The 18,408-nt window shown below is 71.7% G+C and carries 15 protein-coding genes; 6 read left to right on the top strand and 9 right to left on the bottom strand.

Going from position 1 to position 18,408, the window contains the following annotated elements; translation table 11 throughout:
• Positions 1–88: 88 nt before the first annotated feature.
• Entirely contained in the window at positions 89–1,036 is a 948-nt protein-coding gene (locus tag SROS_RS16815) for a methionyl-tRNA formyltransferase (protein WP_012890144.1), read from the bottom strand.
• A gap of 85 nt (positions 1,037–1,121) precedes the next feature.
• Between SROS_RS16815 and SROS_RS16810 the strand changes: the two genes are divergently transcribed.
• A complete protein-coding gene (locus SROS_RS16810; protein ID WP_012890143.1) occupies positions 1,122–2,456 on the top strand; it encodes a lysine N(6)-hydroxylase/L-ornithine N(5)-oxygenase family protein in 1,335 nt (444 codons plus the stop codon).
• A gap of 24 nt (positions 2,457–2,480) precedes the next feature.
• Here the strand turns inward: SROS_RS16810 and SROS_RS16805 are convergent, their stop codons facing one another.
• On the bottom strand, positions 2,481–3,722 hold the full coding sequence (locus SROS_RS16805) for an RNA polymerase sigma factor (protein WP_012890142.1): 1,242 nt from the start codon (positions 3,720–3,722) through the stop codon (positions 2,481–2,483).
• Positions 3,723–3,724: 2 nt separating this feature from the next.
• Positions 3,725–4,093 (bottom strand): YciI family protein, encoded by a 369-nt coding sequence (locus tag SROS_RS16800; protein ID WP_012890141.1) that lies wholly within the window; start codon positions 4,091–4,093, stop codon positions 3,725–3,727.
• A 133-nt stretch (positions 4,094–4,226) separates the two neighbouring features.
• Between SROS_RS16800 and SROS_RS53880 the strand changes: the two genes are divergently transcribed.
• Positions 4,227–4,361: a hypothetical protein gene (locus SROS_RS53880; protein WP_012890140.1), complete on the top strand. Its 135-nt coding sequence runs from the start codon at positions 4,227–4,229 to the stop codon at positions 4,359–4,361.
• 147 nt (positions 4,362–4,508) lie between these two features.
• Positions 4,509–4,970 (top strand): hypothetical protein, encoded by a 462-nt coding sequence (locus SROS_RS16795; RefSeq protein WP_012890139.1) that lies wholly within the window; start codon positions 4,509–4,511, stop codon positions 4,968–4,970.
• Here SROS_RS16795 and SROS_RS16790 read toward each other — a convergent pair.
• Entirely contained in the window at positions 4,940–5,860 is a 921-nt protein-coding gene (locus tag SROS_RS16790; RefSeq protein ID WP_012890138.1) for an alpha/beta fold hydrolase, read from the bottom strand. The two genes, SROS_RS16795 and SROS_RS16790, sit on opposite strands and share 31 nt — an antisense overlap.
• A gap of 108 nt (positions 5,861–5,968) precedes the next feature.
• On the opposite strand from SROS_RS16790, the gene SROS_RS16785 reads away from it, so the two are divergent.
• Positions 5,969–6,649, top strand: a complete 681-nt coding sequence (locus tag SROS_RS16785) for a winged helix-turn-helix transcriptional regulator (protein WP_012890137.1) — start codon at positions 5,969–5,971, stop codon at positions 6,647–6,649.
• 137 nt (positions 6,650–6,786) lie between these two features.
• Here SROS_RS16785 and SROS_RS16780 read toward each other — a convergent pair whose 3' ends face one another.
• The 3 genes from SROS_RS16780 to SROS_RS16770 form a co-directional block, all read right to left on the bottom strand.
• On the bottom strand, positions 6,787–8,163 hold the full coding sequence (locus SROS_RS16780) for a protein kinase domain-containing protein (protein ID WP_012890136.1): 1,377 nt from the start codon (positions 8,161–8,163) through the stop codon (positions 6,787–6,789).
• Positions 8,164–8,206: 43 nt separating this feature from the next.
• Positions 8,207–11,845 carry a serine/threonine-protein kinase gene (locus tag SROS_RS16775; protein ID WP_148269103.1) on the bottom strand — a complete coding sequence of 1,213 codons (3,639 nt, stop codon included), beginning with the start codon at positions 11,843–11,845 and terminating at the stop codon, positions 8,207–8,209.
• Positions 11,846–12,117: 272 nt separating this feature from the next.
• Positions 12,118–13,332 (bottom strand): acyl-CoA dehydrogenase family protein, encoded by a 1,215-nt coding sequence (locus tag SROS_RS16770; protein WP_012890134.1) that lies wholly within the window; start codon positions 13,330–13,332, stop codon positions 12,118–12,120.
• Between the two features lie 143 nt (positions 13,333–13,475).
• On the opposite strand from SROS_RS16770, the gene SROS_RS16765 reads away from it, so the two are divergent.
• Complete coding sequence (locus tag SROS_RS16765; protein ID WP_012890133.1) at positions 13,476–13,685, top strand: hypothetical protein; 210 nt, start codon at positions 13,476–13,478, stop codon at positions 13,683–13,685.
• Here the strand turns inward: SROS_RS16765 and SROS_RS16760 are convergent.
• The gene (locus SROS_RS16760; RefSeq protein ID WP_012890132.1) at positions 13,648–14,604 is read right to left on the bottom strand and encodes a glucosyl-3-phosphoglycerate synthase; all 957 of its coding nucleotides are present in this window, start codon (positions 14,602–14,604) and stop codon (positions 13,648–13,650) included. The genes SROS_RS16765 and SROS_RS16760 overlap by 38 nt on opposite strands.
• Before the next feature lie 130 nt (positions 14,605–14,734).
• Between SROS_RS16760 and SROS_RS16750 the strand changes: the two genes are divergently transcribed.
• Entirely contained in the window at positions 14,735–16,867 is a 2,133-nt protein-coding gene (locus SROS_RS16750; protein WP_012890131.1) for a hypothetical protein, read from the top strand.
• On the opposite strand, the gene SROS_RS16745 is transcribed toward SROS_RS16750, so the two are convergent.
• Complete coding sequence (locus SROS_RS16745) at positions 16,852–18,321, bottom strand: helix-turn-helix transcriptional regulator (protein ID WP_012890130.1); 1,470 nt, start codon at positions 18,319–18,321, stop codon at positions 16,852–16,854. The genes SROS_RS16750 and SROS_RS16745 overlap by 16 nt on opposite strands.
• Positions 18,322–18,408 lie beyond the last annotated feature (87 nt).

The raw sequence follows: 18,408 nt of genomic DNA, 5'->3' as shown, positions 1-18,408 counted from the left end.
CCGGCGGCGGCCCGAAAGGGGTGCCCGGCCCGGCGGCGGTCCCGGCGGGAGGGTCACTCCGGCGACGGGCGCCTTCCGGCCGGGGCGGTCACGGCTGCGAGGTGAGATAGCCGCCCATGGTCCGGAAGTAGTCGGCGGCCGCGTGCTCCGTGCCGTCGTCGGTGCGCAGCCGCCTGAGGACCAGTCCGGGCCGCTGCCCGCTCCGCGCGTCCGCGCCGGTGACGATGACCACCCCGTCCCCCTCGCGGATGAAGACGCGCCCGGGGGTGCCGCCGTAGCGGGCCCGCGACACCGCCGCCGACACGATCCGGATCCGCTCCCCGCGGTGGTAGGTGAACGCGCTGGGGTACGGGTCCGACTGGGCGCGCACCAGCCGCTCCAGATCCTCCGCCGGCCAGTTCCAGTCGATCAGGCTGTCCTCGACGGACCGTTTGTGGAAGAAGCTCGCCTTGCTGCGATCCTGCGCGACCCACCGCGCCCTGCCCGAGGCGATGAGGTCGAGCGCCTCGCGCACGATCGGCTCGATCAGGTCGACCGTCCGGTGGAACAGGTCGGTCGCGGTGTCGGCCGGTCCCACCGGCACGGCCCTCTGCAGCACGATGTCGCCCGCGTCCAGCTCGGCGTTCATGCGGTGCGCGGTGACGCCGACCTCCTTCTCCCCGTTGATCAGCGCCCAGATCAGCGGCGAGAAGCCCGCGTAGGCGGGGAGCAGCGAGTCGTGGACGTTCAGCGTGCCGTGCGGCGGCAGGTCGAAGATCTCCGGCGGCAGCCAGGTCCGCCAGTTGTTGGCGACGATGATGTCCGGTGCCGCGTCGCGGAGCGCGGCGAGCAGCTCCTCGTCGTCGGGCCGGTAGCGCAGCAGCACCGGGACGCCGTGCTTCTCGGCGAGCTCGGCGACCGAGTCGTCCCAGATCTTCTCGTAGGCGTGGTCGCTCCTGGGATGGGTAACGACGAGGACCACCTCGTGGTCGGAGTCCAGCAGAGCCCGCAGCGTGCGGTGGCCCCACGTCTGGTAGCCGAACATGACGACCCGCATGGTGGATCCTCTCCTCGAAATGCATCATTGCAAGGCAAGGCTAACCTTATTTAAAATATGACGCGCAGAGGGAGGCGATGCCGCGGTGAACACACTGCGTAGTGGGCCGGACAGCATCTACGACATCCTGGGAGTCGGTTTCGGACCGTCAAATCTGGCGCTGGCCATAGCAGTTGAGGAGCACAATGCGAAAGTCCCCGCCGGAGAGCGGTTACACGCCGGGTTCCTGGAGAGACAGCCGCACTTCGGCTGGCACCGGGGGATGCTCATCGACGACGCGACGATGCAGGTCTCCTTTCTGAAGGACCTCGTCACAATGCGCAACCCGACGAGTGAGTTCAGTTTCCTGTGCTACTTGAAGGAGCGCGGCAGGCTGGCGGATTTCCTCAACCAGAAAACCCTTTTCCCGCTGCGTATCGAGTTCCACGACTACTTCGAGTGGGCCGCCGCCCGGGTGGACCACCTGGTCGGCTACTCCGCCGAGGTCCTGGCCGTCGAACCGGTGGTCACGGAGGACGGGGAGATCCGCTGGCTCGACGTGATCAGCCGTCACCCCGACGACCCGGGCCGCACCGTCGTACGGCGGGCCCGCAACGTCTGCGTGGCCACCGGCCTGGAACCCCACCTGCCGCCGGACACCGTCCTTTCCGACCGGGTCTGGCACAACAGCGAGCTGATCCCGCGCGTCGCCGAGCTGGCCGGAGCCGGCACCCCGGTCCACCGCGCCCTGGTGCTCGGCGCCGGGCAGAGCGCCGCCGAGGCCGTCGACTACCTACATCGCTCCTTCACGGAGGCGGAGGTCTACGCGGTCTTCGCCAAATACGGCTACACGCCGGCCGACGACAGCCCCTTCGCCAACCGGATCTTCGATCCCGAAGCGGTCGACGTCTACTTCAACGCCCCACCCGGGGTGAAGCAGTCCCTCTTCGACTACCACCGCAGCACCAACTACTCGGTGGTCGACACGGATCTCATCCAGTCCCTCTACGCGACCGCCTACCGCGAGAAGGTTCAGGACCGGGAGCGCCTGCACATCCTCAACGTCTCCCGCATCCGGGAAGTACGCGCCCTGGACGACCGCCTGGACGTCACCGTGGAGTTCCTGCCCACCGGCGAGCGGACGGTCCTCACCACCGACATCCTCGTTCACGCCACCGGCTACCGCTCCCAGGACATCGGCACCCTTCTGGGCGAGACGGCCAAGCTCTGCCTGCGCGACGACGAGGACGCCGTCCGCGTCGGCCGCGACCACCGCGTCGAGACCGCCCCCCAGGTCACCGCCGGCATCTACCTCCAGGGCGGCACCGAACACACCCACGGCATCTCCTCCACCCTGCTTTCCACCACCGCGGTCCGCGCCGGCGAGATCCGCGACTCCCTCCTCTCCCGCCGCGCGCCCGCCGTAGCCGCCCTCGCCTGAACGGCTCCGCTCGCCGGGACGGCGTCACCGCCCCGGCGAGCGGAGCCTGGCGGCCCGTTCGCGCAGGTGGCGCCGCTCAGGGATGCTCGTGGTATGCCGGGCCGCGATCTCGTAGCACTCCCTCGCCCCGGCCTCCTCGCCGGCCAGCTCCAGCAGGTGTCCGCGCACCGCGTGCAGGCGATGGTGGTGGGCCATCCTCGCGTCGCCGTCGAGGGTCTCCAGCAGTTCCAGCCCGGCGCGCGGTCCGGCGGTCATCGCGACCGCGACGGCGTGGTTGAGCGTGACCATCGGATTCGGCGCGATCCGGCCGAGGATCCGGTACAGGACGCGGATCTGCCCCCAGTCGGTGTCCTCGGCCCGCGGTGGCTGCACGTGCAGCGCGGCGATCGCCGCCTGGAGCTGGTAGGGGCCGAGGGGCGACCTGGCCATGGCATCGGTGACCAGCGCGGTGCCCTCCTTGATCGCCACGCCGTCCCACCGGCCCCTGTCCTGCTCGGCCAGCGGCACGAGGGAACCGTCCGGCCCGACGCGGGCCGGACGGCGGGCGTCGGTCAGCAACATCAGCGCGAGGAGCCCGGCGACCTCACCGTTGCCGGGCAGTGACCGGTGCACCGTCCGGGTGAGCCGGATCGCCTCTCCGGCGAGCTCGCCACGGTGCAGGTCGGGCCCGGAGCTGGCGGTGTAGCCCTCATTGAAGATCAGGTAGAGCACGTGCAGGACCGCGTCCAGCCGGTCGGCCCATTCCTGCGTCGTGGGCGTCGGGAAGGTCGCTCCGGCTGCCCTGATCCGCTGCTTGGCCCGGCTGATCCGCGGTGCCATCGTGGCCTCTGGGACGAGGAACGCCCGCGCGATCTCGGCGGTGGTGAGGCCGCCGACGGCGCGCAGGGTGAGCGCTATCTGGGAGACCGGCGTCAGCGCTGGATGGCAGCACAGGAACAGCAGCATCAGCGTGTCGTCCCGGTCACCCGGCCTCCGGACGTCGGGTGCCGCCACGAGATCGGCGTCCGTCGCCTCCCGCGCCGCCAGGGTCGCCTCGCGGCGCCGGCGAGCCTGCTGGCTGCGCACCTCGTCGACCAGCCGGCGGGAGGCGACGGTGACCAGCCAGGCGAGCGGCCTGTCGGGGACACCCTCGGCCGGCCACTGCGTCGCCGCCGCGAGCAACGCCTCCTGGACGGCGTCCTCGCAGGTGTCGAACGTGCCGTACCTGCGCAGGAGCGCGCCGAGGACCTGCGGCGCCAGCTCCTGCAGCAGTCCCTCGATGGCCACGCTCACATCTCCATCCCCGCCGGGCTCATCAGCGGCCGCACCTCGATCCCGAGCCCCTCGACCCCGGCGTCCGGAATCAGCGCGGCCAGCTCCAGCGCACGCTCACGATTTTCGCAGTCGACCAGGTAGTAGCCGCCGATGTACTCCTTGGCCTCAAGGTAGGGGCCGTCGGTCACCGCCGCCACCCCGCCCCGGACCCGTACCACCGCGCTGTGCGACGGGTCGGCCAGGCCGGTGGTGCCGACCAGTTCCCCCGCCGCCCTGACGGTGTCGATGAACGCGCCGTGGCCGTTCATCACCTCGTTGCGCTCCTCCTCGGTCAGGGTGTCCCAGACCTGCGGATTCATCTGCATGATCAGCAGGAACTGCATGTCATCACCTCGAATGATCCATGGCTTCCGCGACGCGCCGGGCGGCGCCGTCAGAGGAGAGTCGTAGCGGACGGCCCGGTTTTGACATCCTGCCGGGACCGGCCGCGAAAACGGCCTCTTACCATGACCATCCATGACCGAGCCGGACTTCCTCACCGCCACCCGCGCCGCCTACGACACCGTCGCCGTCCTCTACGCCGAGACCATCCCCGAGCGTTTCACGCCGACCCGCTCAACCACGCCACGATCTCCGTCTTCGCCGAGCTGATCCGGGCCGCAGGTGACGGCCCGGTGGCGGACCTGGGCGGCCGGGGCGCCACAACCGTGCTCCAATCGATTTCCAAGTGGAACAGCTCAGGCTGAGGGCATGACGAACTCATGGCGCCGAGCTGCCGCCGTCACAGGACTCCTTCTGGTGCTGCCACTGACGCAGGCGGCACCCGCCAGCGCCCACCGTGGCTCCGGCGAACTGCTCATCCGCCTCACCAGCCTGTACGCCGCCGACATCTCCGAATCCGGCCACGACGAGCTCTACATGCTCCGCAGCGGCAACGGCCTGGTCTGGCCCAGCCAGTATCCGGGCATCAGCACCGCGCAGAACGACTGCATCGTCTTCGACGCCTCCAGGGCCGCCTGCCCGCCCGGCAGCAACGTGCGGTCGGCGGGAGACGAGAACATCAACTGGGCCAATCTCACGGCCGCCCCGAACGAGCAGCTCACCCTGGAGCTGAAGGAGGAGGACCTGATCGGCGACGACAAGCTGGGCTCGGTCCGCGTCACCGCCGTCGCGGGCAGGAGCTGGGAGATGACCTGGGCCAAGTCCGGCGACTTCGAGTACCGCTTCGCCTACAGCGTCACCACGAACCCCTGGCCGTGACCGGTGTGCGCGCCGATCGCGGGGATGACGGTGTCCCAGACCTCGTACGGCGGCATCTGGTGGCCCACCCCGGGTAGCGGGATCAGCGTGGCGCCGGGGATCTCGCGGGCCAGGGCCTCGGCATGGCCGTACGGGAAGAGCGGGTCGGCCGTGCCGTGCAGCACCAGGGTCGGCGCGGTGATCTCGCCGAGGCGGGACCGGACCGGCTCGCCGCCCTCGATCATCCAGTGGTTGGACGCGGCGGCCGGGACCGGACTGCGGTCGAAGGCGCGGCCCGCGGTGCGGCGGACCCGCTCCTCGTCGACGGGGATCGTGCCGGCGAAGACGCGTTCGGCGTCGAGGAAGTAGCCGATCACCGCGTCGCGGTCCGCCCAGTCCGGGCCGGGCGCGGGGTCGGCGAACATCTTCGCCAGTTTCTCGCTCATCGGGGGAAGGTCGGGGTTCTCCGGGCCGCCGGGGCCACCGGGGCTGGTGGAGATCAGGGTCAGCGTCAGCACCCGCCCGGGATGCCGCACGGCGAGGCACTGCGCGAGCCCGCCGCCCATGGAGACGCCGACGATGTGTGCCGCGGCGAGGCCGTACCCGTCGAGCACGCCGAGCGCGTCGGCGAGCAGGTCGTCCTGCGTGTACGTGGGCGCGCCGACCGGGAACGTGGTGGAGCCGCCGGTGTCGCGGGTGTCGTAACGGATGACGTGCCGGCCGGTCGCGGCGAGCCGGGCGGCGAAGTCGTCGTCCCACCAGTCCATGGAGGCTTCCGCCCCGGATACGAGCAGGATCGGGGGCGCGGCCGGGTCGCCGAAGGCCTGCGTGGCCAGGTCGACGCCGTTGGCGCGGACGATCTTCTCGGGGGCGGCCCGGAACGGGCTCGACGCCGGCGGGACGGTGCTCACGAGATGCCTCCTGGCTGGGGGTGACTTGGCATGCGCCGACTATACTTCGAAACTCGAAGTCCTTGCTACGATTTTCGAAGTAGCGATGCGCCGACAAGCGAGGTGGCGATGGGATCCGAGAAGAACTCCCCCGGCAGGACCGGGAGGCGGACGTACGGCCAGGCGTGCCCCATCGCCCACGCCCTCGACATGATCGGCGAGCGCTGGGCGCTGCTGGTCGTGCGCGAACTGCGCCTCGGCCCGCGCCGCTACGCCGATCTGCAGGCCGCCCTGCCGAGCCTCGGCCCCAGCGTGCTCGCGCAGCGGCTGCGCGACCTGGAGGCGGTCGGCGTGCTGCGCCGCCGCGCGCAGCCGCCGCCCGTGGCCACCAGGCTGTACGAACTGACCGAGTGGGGCACCGAGCTGGAACCGGTCTTCGCGGCACTGCGGACGTGGGGCATGCGCTCACCCGTCGTACCGCTGGAGGGCGACATCAGCGCCGACACCGTGTTCCTGGGGCTGCGGGCGTTCTTCGTCCCACGGCCGGACGATCCGTGGTCGGCGACCTACCGGATCCGGTTGGAGCGGGACGTCTACCGCGTCGAGGTCACCGAAGGCGAACTGACGGCGGTCGCGCGCGGCGAGACCCCGGACCCCGCGGACGTGCACGTCGCGAGCGACTACCGCACGCTGCAGTCCGTCCTGAGCCACGAATGCCCGCTGGAGTCGGCGATCGAGGACGGCACACTCACCGTGACCGGGGACGTGGGCGCGGTCCGGCGACTGGTCGGCGCGGTGCCGCCCCGCTGATCCGGCGACCGGGGCGAGGCCGCGCCGGCCCTCGCCTCACCGACGCCGAGCCCGACTCTTCGTACGGCGTCCGCCGCCCAGCCGCCGGAAATTCGGCGGACACCACCGGGGCCCCGGCATGCGCGAGCGATGTGAGGTCATGGAGTCAAGGTACGGAGCGCGTCGTGGAGTTCCGCCGCGCTCCGGTAGCCGATCGCGGGCTTCTCCTGGAGCGCTCTGTCGATGACGGCGGCCAGTGCTTTCGGGACACCCGGGTCCCGGCGGCGGATCGGTACCGGCGGTGACTGCAGGACGATCTGCCAGGGGTCCCTTCCGGCCGGGAAATCCCTTGGGTACCGGCCGGTCAGGACGTGGTAGAGACAGGCGGCGAGTGCCCAGACGTCGACCGCGGGCGCGGCGTTGCGGAAGTTGACGACCTGCTGGCGGGGCATGTACCAGGGTTTGCCCGCGGCCGTACCGGTCCGGGTCAGGCCGCTCAGGCCGGCCTGGTCGAAGGCCTTGGCGAGGCCGAAGTCGCCCACCTTCGCCACCGGTGAGCCGTCGGCCGCCTCGCTCAGCAGGATGTTCTGGGGGCTGAGATCGCGGTGGACGACGCCCTGCTCGTGCGCGTGTCCCACACCCTCCAGCGCCTGCAGCGCGAGGCGGACGGCCTCCGCGGCCGGGAGCCGCCCACCCCTGCGGTCCAGGAGCCGGTCGAGACTGCCTCCCGCGCAGAACTCCGTGGTGAAGTAGAACGTGCCGTCGGCGGATCCGGCGTCGTACAGAGCGGCGACGTTCGGGTGGCGCAGTGCCCGGGTGAGTTCCACTTCGCGCAGGAAGCGGCCGTGCGCTTCGGCACTGGCCGCCACCTTCGGCAGCATCACCTTCAGCGCCACTTCTTCGCCGGTGGTCCCGTGTCGGGCGAGGAACACCGCGCCCATCCCGCCACGGCCGAGCTCGCGCAGGATCGTGTACCCGGCGATGGGGGCGAGGTCGCGGCGCCCGCCGTGCGCGAGGTCAAGCAGCATTTCGGCCACCGCGGCCGGTTTCGCCTGGCAGGCGGCGCAGACGTAGTCACCGGACCGAGCGCCGAGCTCGCTGCCCACTTCCCGGTCGCAGACCTTGCACCGGGCCAGCTCCAGTGTGCGCTTCACACCGCCCGCGGCGGGCTGGACGCCGACCCGGAAGACTGTCTTGCCGATCCGGATCTCGTCACCGTCGGCCAGGTCGTGCTCCGGGAACGACAGCGCCGCGGCCTCCTCGGGTGTCTGGTGTGCCTCGCGCTGGCCGATCTTCTCATCGTTGACGTAGGTTCCGTTGAGGCTGCCGAAGTCGCGGATGCGCGCATCGGGCGGGTTGATGTCGAGCAGGCAGTGATGCCGGGAGACCGTGCGGTGGTCGTCGTCGTTCGGCAGCCGCGGCGCGCAGTCCTCGGCGCGGCCGAGCACGCAGGTGGTCCGCTCGTCGAACACGTACTCGGTGCGGGCGAGCTTGCCCTTGACGACTTTCAGCGTGATGGTGGCCGGCCGCGTCATCGCATCTCCTCTTCGGCGCCCGCGACGCTCTGCGCGTACCGCCTCACCGTCTCCACATCCTGCTCAGAACCGTGCCGAGCCGCCCGGCGCCCCGGCGTTCGAGCCGCGCCCGTACGCCTTCGGGCCGCAGCCAGCCGAACCCGGCGTCCCGGAGCCGCTCCATCAGCTCGTCGGCGTCGCCGGCTTTCCGGCCGGTCCGGTGCCGGGCCAGGAAAAGCTCCAGATGGGGGGTCGCGCCGTCGGCCCAGTCCGCCGGCTCGCGTGTCGACAGTTCCCAGTCGAAATCCCAGCGCTGGACGGTCCCGTCGGCGCCCGCGGACAGGGCGAAGCTGCCATCGGGGGCGAACGCGATGTCCCCTATCCGCCTCTGGTGTCCTTCCAGGGCACGCAGCATCTGCCCGCTGTGGACATCCCAGACCCGGAGAGAGGAATCGCTGTCGGCCGAGAGCGCGAAGCGCCCGTCCGTGCTGAGCCGGGCCTTCAGCGGATGGCCGGGGTGCTCGAGGACCCGCACGCATTCCCCCGACACGACATCCCACAACCGGATGTACCCGCGGCCGCACGACACCACGGAACGCCCGTCGGCACTCATGGACACCGACGACACCTGGTCGTCGTGCCCCTCCAGGGTGCGCAGCCGCCGTCGCCGGCCGAGATCCCACAGCAGGATCTTCCTGCTTCGACCGGTCGTGACGGCGACACGCTCGTCCGGGCTGACCCAGATCGAGTGCGCCAGGCCGCAGTCCTCGACGGTCCGCAGGAGACGGCCGTCGGCCAGATCCCAGAACTGCAGCCTGTTGTTGACGGCGGCCAGCGCCTGTCGCCCGCCGTCGTAGAACCGCGCCGAGGTCGCGCCGTGGGTGCTCGCGAACAGGACGCGCAGGCACTCACCGGTGCCGGCGTGCCACAGCCGGAGCCTGCCGTCGTGCCCGGCGGACAGCACGCGCTGGGTGTCGGCGCTCAGGCTGATGTCATTCACCATGCTCGAGTGGCCTTCGAGGACGCGCTCGCAGGCTCCGCCGGCGACGTCCCAGATCCGGATCGTCCCGTCGCCGCCGCTGGAGACCGCGATCGTGCCGTCGGCGGAAAGCACGACCGAGTCCACGTAGATGCGGTGCCCGGAGAAGGTCGTCGTGGGCCAGGCCGCCCGCAGGCCCGTGCGGACCGTGTGGCGGCCCAAGGCCCGCCAGGCGGTGAGTACCTGAGGCGATCGCTCGTGACCGGGGATCGCCCGTGCCCGGGTGAGCACGTCGAGCGCGCGCGGGTACCGGGAGGCGGCGATCTCCCGCACCGCCTCGGAGACCAGTGCCTCGACCTCGCCACCGAGCCGGCTCAGTTCCGCGTGCCGCCGTGGTTTGCTCAGCTGCGGTGCGGCGGTCCAGTCGAGGGGGAGGTCCCACCGGCGGACGGCGTTGTCCTGGCCGGCGGAGATCGCGGAGCGGCCGTCCGCGCTGAGCCGGACCGCCCGCACCGCGGAGCGGTGGCCCCGGAAAGTCCGCAGGCATCGCCCGCTGGCGATGTCCCAGATCCGGACCGCCTTGTCCTGCGAGCCGGAGAGCACGGAGCGCGCGTCGGCACTCAGCGACACGGTTTCCACCCAGTCGGGCGCGTTCATGGTCCGCAGGCAGCGGCCGGTGCGGAGGTCCCACAGGCTGATCGTGCCGTCCATGGCACCGATGACCGCGAGACGCCCGGCGGGGTCGAGGCAACTGGCTTTGACCGGCGAGGCGTCGTCCGCGCGGATCGGCCGGTAGCGGCCGGAGCTCAGGTCCCAGAAGCGGACTTCTCCGTTGGACTTGCCGGTGGAGAGCAGGAAGTCGCAGTCGGCGGTCAGCTCGATCGAGCGCACGCCGCCGACGTGCCCGGCGAGGGTCCGCCGGATCTGTCCACTGTGGACGTCCCAGATCTGGATCGGCCCGTCCGCGTTCGATACCAGCACGATGCTCGCATCGGCGTTCAGCGCGACCGGGTGGGTCGCGTATTCGAACTGGGGTGGCGGCCTGAGGGCGAACCCGCGCAAACAGCGGCCGGTGCCGAGATCCCACAGCCGCAAGGTCTGGTCTTTGCCGGTGGAGGCGGCGAAGCGCCCGTCCGGGGTGAGGGCGACCGAGCAAACCTCTTTGCGGTGCCCGTTCTCGAAGTGCGCCTCTAACGCCTGGAGGCATTCCCCGCTGCGCAGGTCCCACAGCTTCACCATGCCGTCGCGGCCCCCGGTCAGCAGCAGCCGACCGTCGGGGGTGAGGCTGGTGAGGATGTAAGGGCCGCTTTTGTACGGACCATCCGGCTCGGTCAGCTCGTCGTTCCAGAACAGCGCCCACGGGATCGCCCTGGCCTCGGCGCAGCGCGCGTCGGTGAGCTGTCCGGATTGGACGGTCCGCAGGGCCGCTTGGACTTCGGGTTCGCCGGTGGCCTCGTCTCCGAGCTCGCCGAGGAGCGCGCGGGCCGCGGTGAGGTCGCCGCGTTCGAGGTGGACCTGGGCGAGCAGATGGCGTGCCTGCCACGGATCCCCGGCGTCGGTGCGGATCGCTTCGAGGCCGGTGATGAGTTCTTCGTCGGTGACCTCGCCGTGGCGCCACCGGTGCAGGCCCGTGTTGTAGGTGGCCTCCAGGTGCTGCGGGTCCGCCGCCAGCGCCGCCGCGAACGCCTCCCGAGCCTCGGTCGTGCGGTCGAGGTCGAGCAGCGACACTCCCCGGTTGTTGAGCTCGTCGGCGCGCAGGTCGGCCGCCACCGGGGTGGCACGCGGATACGGGCCACCCGAGATCCACTGATGGACCTCGGCCAGGCCGGTGGCGACCTCGGCCATCGAGCCCGGCCGATCGGCCGGGTCGAGGCGCAGGCATCGCTCCAGCAGGTCGGCGAGTTCGCCGGGCATGGCCGGAAGCCCGGCCTCCCCCGGCCCGTCGGCGCGGTACGCCGCGAGTGCCTCCCCCGCGATCGGCCCGGCCATCCAGGTGATCCCGCCGGTGAACATCTCCAGCACCGACACCGCGAAGCTGTAGATGTCGGTGCGCCGGCCCAGCGACTCGCCCGAGGTCTGTTCCGGCGAGGCGTACGCACGGGTCATGCCACCGGCGGGGACCAGCACGCTGACGCCGGGCGTACCCTCGCGTGCGGGCATCGTCATGGCGACGGCGCGAGCCCTGGCCAGCCCGAAATCGGTGACCTTCGCGGTGCCTTCCTCGTCGAGCAGGACGTTGGCGGGCTTCATGTCCTGGTGCACCAGGCCGCGGCTGTGCGCGTGCTCGAGGCCCCACGCGGTCTGGATCGCGACGTCCGTGATGCGGGTGAGCGCCTCGCGTTCGGTGCCTTCGTACAGCCTGCGGTCGTCGATCCAGTCACGCAGGCTGCCGCCCGCGACGTATTCGGCGAACACCCGGGGAATGCCGCCCAACGTGCGGACGTAGTGGCAGGCGCACACATTCGGGTGCAGCCCCAGCGACACCCACACCTCGGCCTCGGTGACGAACCGCTCCCGGTCGGCCGCGCCCCGGAACAGCTCCGGGCGGGGGCATTTCACCGCGAGATCGGTGCCCCACAGCAGATGCCGGACCCGGTACACCAGCCCCATCCCGCCGTGCTCGTGCACCCGGGCCACCTCGTACCGGCCGTCGATGACATCTCCGACCCGCCACAGTGGCGGGACCTCGGCAGGCTCGCGCATGGACACCCTTTCGCCACCCACGCGGCCACAGTAGCGAATCCGCGAACAGGGTCCCGGTAGTAATCGCCACAAAAGCAACGGAAATGCTGGTCAGAGCTTCGGCGGAGGGCCTTTCAGGGCGAACCTCGGAAGGGCCCTGACCTGCATATCCATTGGAAATTCGGCGGATACCAGTACGGCAGCCGCCATTTTCCGGATGAGCCGGGGTGATCCGCCCGCGTTCCCGTCTGCCGGAGGAGGCGTGGCGCGGCACCTGCCCTGTGGCCACGCCACCCCTGTGAAGTGCGAAGTTGTCACCGCACCGGCAGCCCCGTGACAGCCCGGCCGATGATCAACCGTTGGATCTCCGACGTCCCCTCGAAGATGGTGAAGATCTTGGCGTCCCGGTGGAAGCGTTCGACCGGGTGTTCGCGGGTGTAGCCGGCTCCGCCGAGGATCTGGATGGCCTGCTCGGTGACCCAGACCGCGGCCTCGCCCGCCACCAGTTTGCACATCGAGCCCTCGGCCTGGCCGAAGGCGCGGTTGTTACGGGCCATCCAGGCCGCACGCCAGGTCATCAGGCGGGCAACGTCGACGCGGGTGGCCATGTCGGCCAGCAGGAAGGCGATCGCCTGGTTCTCTCCGATCCTGCGGCCGAACTGCTCGCGTTCCCGGGCGTAGTCACGGGCGTACTCGTATCCCGCTCGGGCGATGCCCACCGCCATCGCCGCCACCGACGGGCGGGTGGTCTCGAAGGTCCGCATCGCCGCCTGCTCGCCGGCACGCTCGCCGGAGCGGACGCGCGCCAGCCTGGCGTCGAGCTTCTCCCTGCCGCCGAGCAGGCACGAGCCGGGCACACGCACGTTGTCGAGGATCACCTCGGCGGTGTGGGAGGCGCGGATGCCGTGCTTCCTGAACTTGCGCCCCATCGCGAGCCCGGCCGTGCCGGGAGGGACGATGAAGGAGGCCTGGCCCCGGGTGCCCAGCGAGGGGTCCACCGAGGCGACGACGATGTGGACGTCGGCGATGCCGCCGTTGGTGGCCCAGGTCTTCACGCCGTCGAGGATCCAGTCGTCGCCGGAGGGGACGGCCCGGGTGCGGATGGCCCCCACGTCGGAGCCGGCGTCGGGTTCGGAGGCGCAGAACGCGCCGAGCCTGACGTCCTCGGGGGTGCCGAACATCTGCGGCAGCCACTCCCCCATCTGCTCGGGTGTGCCGCCCGCGGACAGGGCCGCGGCGGCGAGGCCGGTGCCGACGATGGACAGGCCGATCCCCGCGTCTCCCCAGAAGAGCTCCTCGAAGGCCACCGTCAGGCCCAGGCCGCTCGGTTCGAACCACTGCTGGGCGAAGAAGTCGAGCGAGTAGAGCCCGATCTTGGCGGCCTCCTGGATGACCGGCCAGGGCGTCTCCTCGCGCTCGTCCCATTCGGCGCCGGCCGGGCGGACGACGGAGCGGGCGAAATCGTGCACCCAGTCGCGCACCTCTCGCACGTCGTCGCTCAGCTCCGGGCAGAAGCCGGTCTCGCTCATCGTGCACTCCTCCCAGGAAGCGTTACCACCGGTAACACCCCCCTACTTTACCGACGGGCGGACCGCTCCGCGCAACCCGCGGCGGCCGCGCGCACCCACGGCGTACGGCCGGCACCGGCGAGGAGAAACTGTCCGGCCGCGACATGTACGCCGTGCCGGACGGGATGGCCGAGGTCGTGGCGGCGCCCGGCGACGACCCCGTGGACCACGCCGGCGAGGTCTACGACTTCCACCTCGCCCACCCGGCGCGGCTGCCCACGGACACCGCCGGCCGCTCGCAGTACGGCGCAGCCGGCCCACGCGCCGTACCCGCGATCACCGTCCCGGCGCGGCGGAGTATCCGGGGATGGTGATCATCGGGGGGCGTTCGGCCACGGCCACGTCGCGGACGGTCGCGTGATGGCCGGTCGTGCCCCGGCGGAACTGGGCCAGCCGGAGCGACGGCGTGTGCAGGGAGACCATCATGTTCTGGCGTTCGAGACGGGACCAGGAGGTCTGCAGGATCTGGGAGGCCATGCCGCCCAGCGCCTCGGTCGACTGGTGGGAGTGGACGCGGCGGCCCAGGTCGACCTGGGCGAGGGCGTCGAGGCCGGCGAGGTCGAGCAGATCGATCAGCAGGCCCAGCTCCACGCCGTAGCCGGTGACGAACGGGACCCGCTCCAGCACGGACCGGCGCCCGGCGTACTCCCCCGCGAGGGGTTGCACGAACCCGGCCAGCAACGGCCAGTGCAGGTTGAGCAGGGGCCGTGCGACGAGCTCGGTGACCCGGCCGCCGCCGCTCTGCACGTTCTGCAGCGGCCGGTCGTAGCAGCCCTTGACGTAGGCCACGCCCGGGTCGGCGAACAGCGGGCCGAGCAGCCCGGTCACGAACGACGTGCGGAACTCCCGCAGGTCGGCGTCGATGAAGACCAGCAGGTCGCCGGAGGTCGCGGCGAGGGACTTCCACAGCGCCTCGCCCTTGCCGTCCATCGGCTTCAGGTCGGGCAGGATGTCGTCCTGCGCGATCACCCTGGCGCCCGCCCGCGCGGCACGCACGGCGGTGTCGTCGACGGAGCGGGAGTCGATGACCACCAGCTCGTCGACGAGGGGCACCGCCTCCATCAGGTCGCGCCGGATCGCGGTGACGATCTCCCCCACCGTCTCCGCCTCGTCACGGGCGGGCAGCACGACGCTGACCGTCGTGTCGCCCTTGGCCTCCAGCAGCCACGGCACCGACCAGTCGTCCGATGATGAAGTGTGCCCACGCAGCCATGCCTCCACCTCAGGCAGCACAGCCCACCCTTTCCATCACCTCGGAACTCACGGCTATCACCCTATGTGGCGCCGATTGTCACCGGGTACCCGATCCCGACCTGTCCCCACAGGTGGGAAGATCGGATCAGACCGGAGCGAGGGGGGCGGTATGGAACCGGTGGCGGTGATGAGGGCGGCCCGTACCGTCCGCGACGAGCTTGACCATTTGCTGGGCGCGGCCTCCGGCGAGCTGCGGGAGCGGCTCGATCCGCTGCTGGCCGAGGAGGGCAGGCAGGATCCGGGGCCGCTGGCCGACGTCATCGTGATGCTCATCGCCCAGTACGGCCCCGCCTGGGAGCGGTTCGCCCTGCTGCGCCGCCTGAACGAGCAGGCCCTGACCGAGGTGCCGGACCTGTCGTCACCGGGCCCCATCGGCCCGGCCCCGTCACCGGGCCCCGCCGGCCCGGCCCCATCGCCTGGCCTCACCGGTCCGGACCTGCCGCCGGGCCCCTCCGGCCCGGACGGCCCGGACACGCCGCCCGGCTCCGCGCCCCCGGACCCGCCACCGGGGCACACGAGTCCGGCTCCGCCTCCGGGGCACCCGGCCCCGCCCCCCGGACCCGCCGGTCCGGGGCACCCGCCGTACGGCCCCGCCGGTCCGGGGCACCCGCCGTACGGCCCCGCCGACGCGGGGCACCCGCCGCACGGGCCCGTCGGCGCGGGGCACCCGCCGCACGGCCAGGACGGGCCGGACCGGCCGGGGGCCGGCCAGGCACCGGCCGGCACGTCCCCCGGCCACGGACCTCAGCCCCAGCAGGGGGCACCTCCCCCGTCCGACCGTGGCCACTCCGTGCTCGGCCGGCTGACCGGGGCCTTCCGCAGGCGGCGCAGGCAACCCGCTCCCACCGGGCCGGAGTGGGAGGCGTTCCCGCTGATCGAGGCGCCCGGCGAGGTGGTGGCGGGCTGGGGGATCGAGATCGAGGTCGGCCTCTCCCCCAGAGCCGACTCCTCCGGAACCGCCCCGTTCCCCGGGGCGGGAACCCCACCCGGCACGGGGGCGCCGCCCGGGGCCGACGCCTCACCCGGAGCCGCTCTTGCCTCCGGAGCCGTACCCGGCGGCCAGGAGGCGCCCTTCACCCACGAGCCGGTCGACCTGGACATCCAGATCGTCGCCGAGGGGTTCGAGGCGCCCGGCGGGTGGCGGGTGCGGCTCCGCGTCGACGGGGCCTCGCCGTACCCGAAGGCGACGGTCCGCCTGGTCGCCCTCCCTCAGGACCAGCCGGCGGTCGCCCGGCAGATCCAGGCGGTCCACTCCGTCGGCGGTCAGGTGACCGGGTTCGGCGTGCGCGCGCTCGCGGTCCTCGACTCCCCCGGGCTGCTCGGCCGGGAGAGCGTCCCTCAGCCGGTCGCGGGAACCCGGGTGCGGGTGGCCGGCGGCGGGGAGCCGGCGGACGTCACGGTGGTCATCGTCCACGGCGACCGGCCGGGGCTGCTGTGGTGGACCTACCAGTCCCCGCACTTCACCACCCCCGACCAGGCGGAGGCGTGCGACCTGGGGATGCGGACCTCCGAGTTCGGGCGGCATGTGGCGGAGCGGGCGCGGACGGTCGAGGACATGGGCCGGCAGGTCGCCTCGGAGATCCCGCGGGGGTTCTGGGAGCTGCTGAACGCGGTGGCCGGGCGCGTGGCCCCGCGACGCCCGAGCGTGCTGGTCCTCTCCCAGGAGCCGCACATCCCCTGGGAGCTGGCCACGCTGGAGCAGCCGTTCGACCGCTCCGCCCCCGCCTTCCTGAACTGCCAGACGGTGATCGGCCGCTGGCCCCTCGGCGGGCGGCGTCCCGAGCTGCCTCCGCCGGTGCGCGCGCGAGGCGACAGCATGGCGGTCGTGTACGGCGGGGCGGAGCCCCATCCGCTGGTCACCGCCTACGGCGCCGCCCGGGTCACCCCGGTGCTCGGCGAGGTGCTGGCGATGCTGGGCGATCCACCGGACATGATCCACTTCACCTCCGGCGGCGAGGCGTTCGACTCCCTGGGCCGGGGCATGGGCGAGGGCCCGTTCGTCTTCCTTGAGGAGCCCGGAGACTGCCAGGCGTTCCTGCTCGCGGGCGCGAGCGGGGTCGTCGCCCCGCTCTGGCCCGTCGGCGACGGCCTGGCACCGGAGTTCTACCGCCGCTGCCTCGGCGGCGAGCCCCCGGCCGAGGTGCTGCGCTCCCTGCGCTGCCAGGTCCCCGCCACGGGGCCCGCCTACCGGTTCTTCGGCCACCCGTCGCTCACGCTGTCGCGGGGTCACTCGAGCGCGTGACGCTCCAGGAAGGTGTAGACGTCGGCCTCGTCCACGCCGGGGAAGGACCCGGGCGGCAGGGCGGCCAGGACGTGGGAGTTGCCGCGGGCCGAGGGCCAGGCGTAGCCCTCCCAGCGCTGGGTGAGCTCGACGGGCGGACGGCGGCAGCAGTCGCCGGTGGGGCAGCCGGACTTGGTGCGGTGGGTGGTCTCCCGGCCGCGGAACCAGCGTGATTCGCGGTACGGCACGCCGAGGGTGATGGCGAAGTCCCGCTCCCGGGAGGGATCGACGTGGGCGACGCAGAAGTAGGTGCCGGTGGGCGAGTCGGAGTACTGGTAGAAGACGGAGAACCTGTCCGGGGAGCGGAAGACCTGCCGGCCCGACCACTGCAGGCACATCCGCTGCCCCTCGATCGCGCCCTGCTCGTCGGCCGGGAAGACGATGCCGTCGTTCTCGTAGGCCTTGTAGATGATCCCGCCGGCGTCGTTGCGGACGAAGTGGCAGACCAGGTCCAGGAAGTGGGTGGCCAGGTTGGTGAAGCGGTGCGCGGCCATCTCGTAGGAGACGGCGAAGACGTCCCGCAGGTCCTCCACGCTCAGCGCGCGGTCCTGCTTGGCCTCCCGCAGGTACGGTACCGCAGTGGCCTCGGGCACCAGCACGGCGGCGGCGAAGTAGTTGGCCTCGGTCCGCTGGCGGAGGAAGTCGGCGAAGTCACGGGGCTTGTGGTGGCCGAGGGCGAGGTGGCCGAGGGTCTGCAGCAGGATCGTGCGCGGGGTGTGCATGCCGAGCTGCTCGTGCTTGACGTAGATGCGCCGGTTGCGCAGGTCGGTGATGGAGCGGACCGTGCGCGGCAGGTCCTGGACGGTCCGCACGGTGTAGCCGAAGTGGGTGACCAGGGCCTGGACGGTGCTCTGCGACAGCGCGCCGGTGCGGTAGCCGACCGCGGAGAGCGCCTCGGCCGCGGCCTTCTCGATCTCCTCGAAGTAGTTGCCCCGCTCGCGCTGCATCCGGCGGAGCTCGGCGTTGGCCACCCGTGCCTCCTCGGGGGTGGCGGTGCCCTTGGCCTGGCGTGAACGCAGCTCGCCGTACAGGCCGAGGATGTGTTCGAGCACGTCGTTGGGGACGCGGGCGGAGACCTTCAGCCTGGCCAGGCCGAGTCCGGCATACAGCGGGTCGCGCTGCGCCTCCTCCAGGGCCATCTCCAGCTGCGCCCGCCTGCTGGGCGCCTGGCGGCGGAGCAGCTCCTCGACCGGCACGTTGAGCGCGGTGGCGAGGGACTTCAGCAGGGAGAGCTTCGGCTCGCGCTTGCCGTTCTCCAGCAGGGAGAGCTGGCTCGGCGCGCGGCTGACGCGTTCGCCCAGGTCGGAGAGGGTGAGACCGCGCTGCTTGCGCAGGTGTCTCAGTCGCTGACCGAACGCGATGAGATCGAGCTCCTGCGTCAAGGACAGCGGTTCTTCACCGACCAACGATGCCATAGCACGATGTTAAACGAAATTTCCGTAGTTATTTCAACGCACCTCCGGATCCGGTGATCCACCTCGTGGGATTGGTCTAGTCCATAG

Origin of the sequence: Streptosporangium roseum DSM 43021 (genome assembly GCF_000024865.1) — a bacterium.
GTDB classification, from domain to species: domain Bacteria; phylum Actinomycetota; class Actinomycetes; order Streptosporangiales; family Streptosporangiaceae; genus Streptosporangium; species Streptosporangium roseum.
Note: the sequence above shows the minus strand (reverse complement) of the source record. Positions and strands in the feature narration are given on the sequence as shown.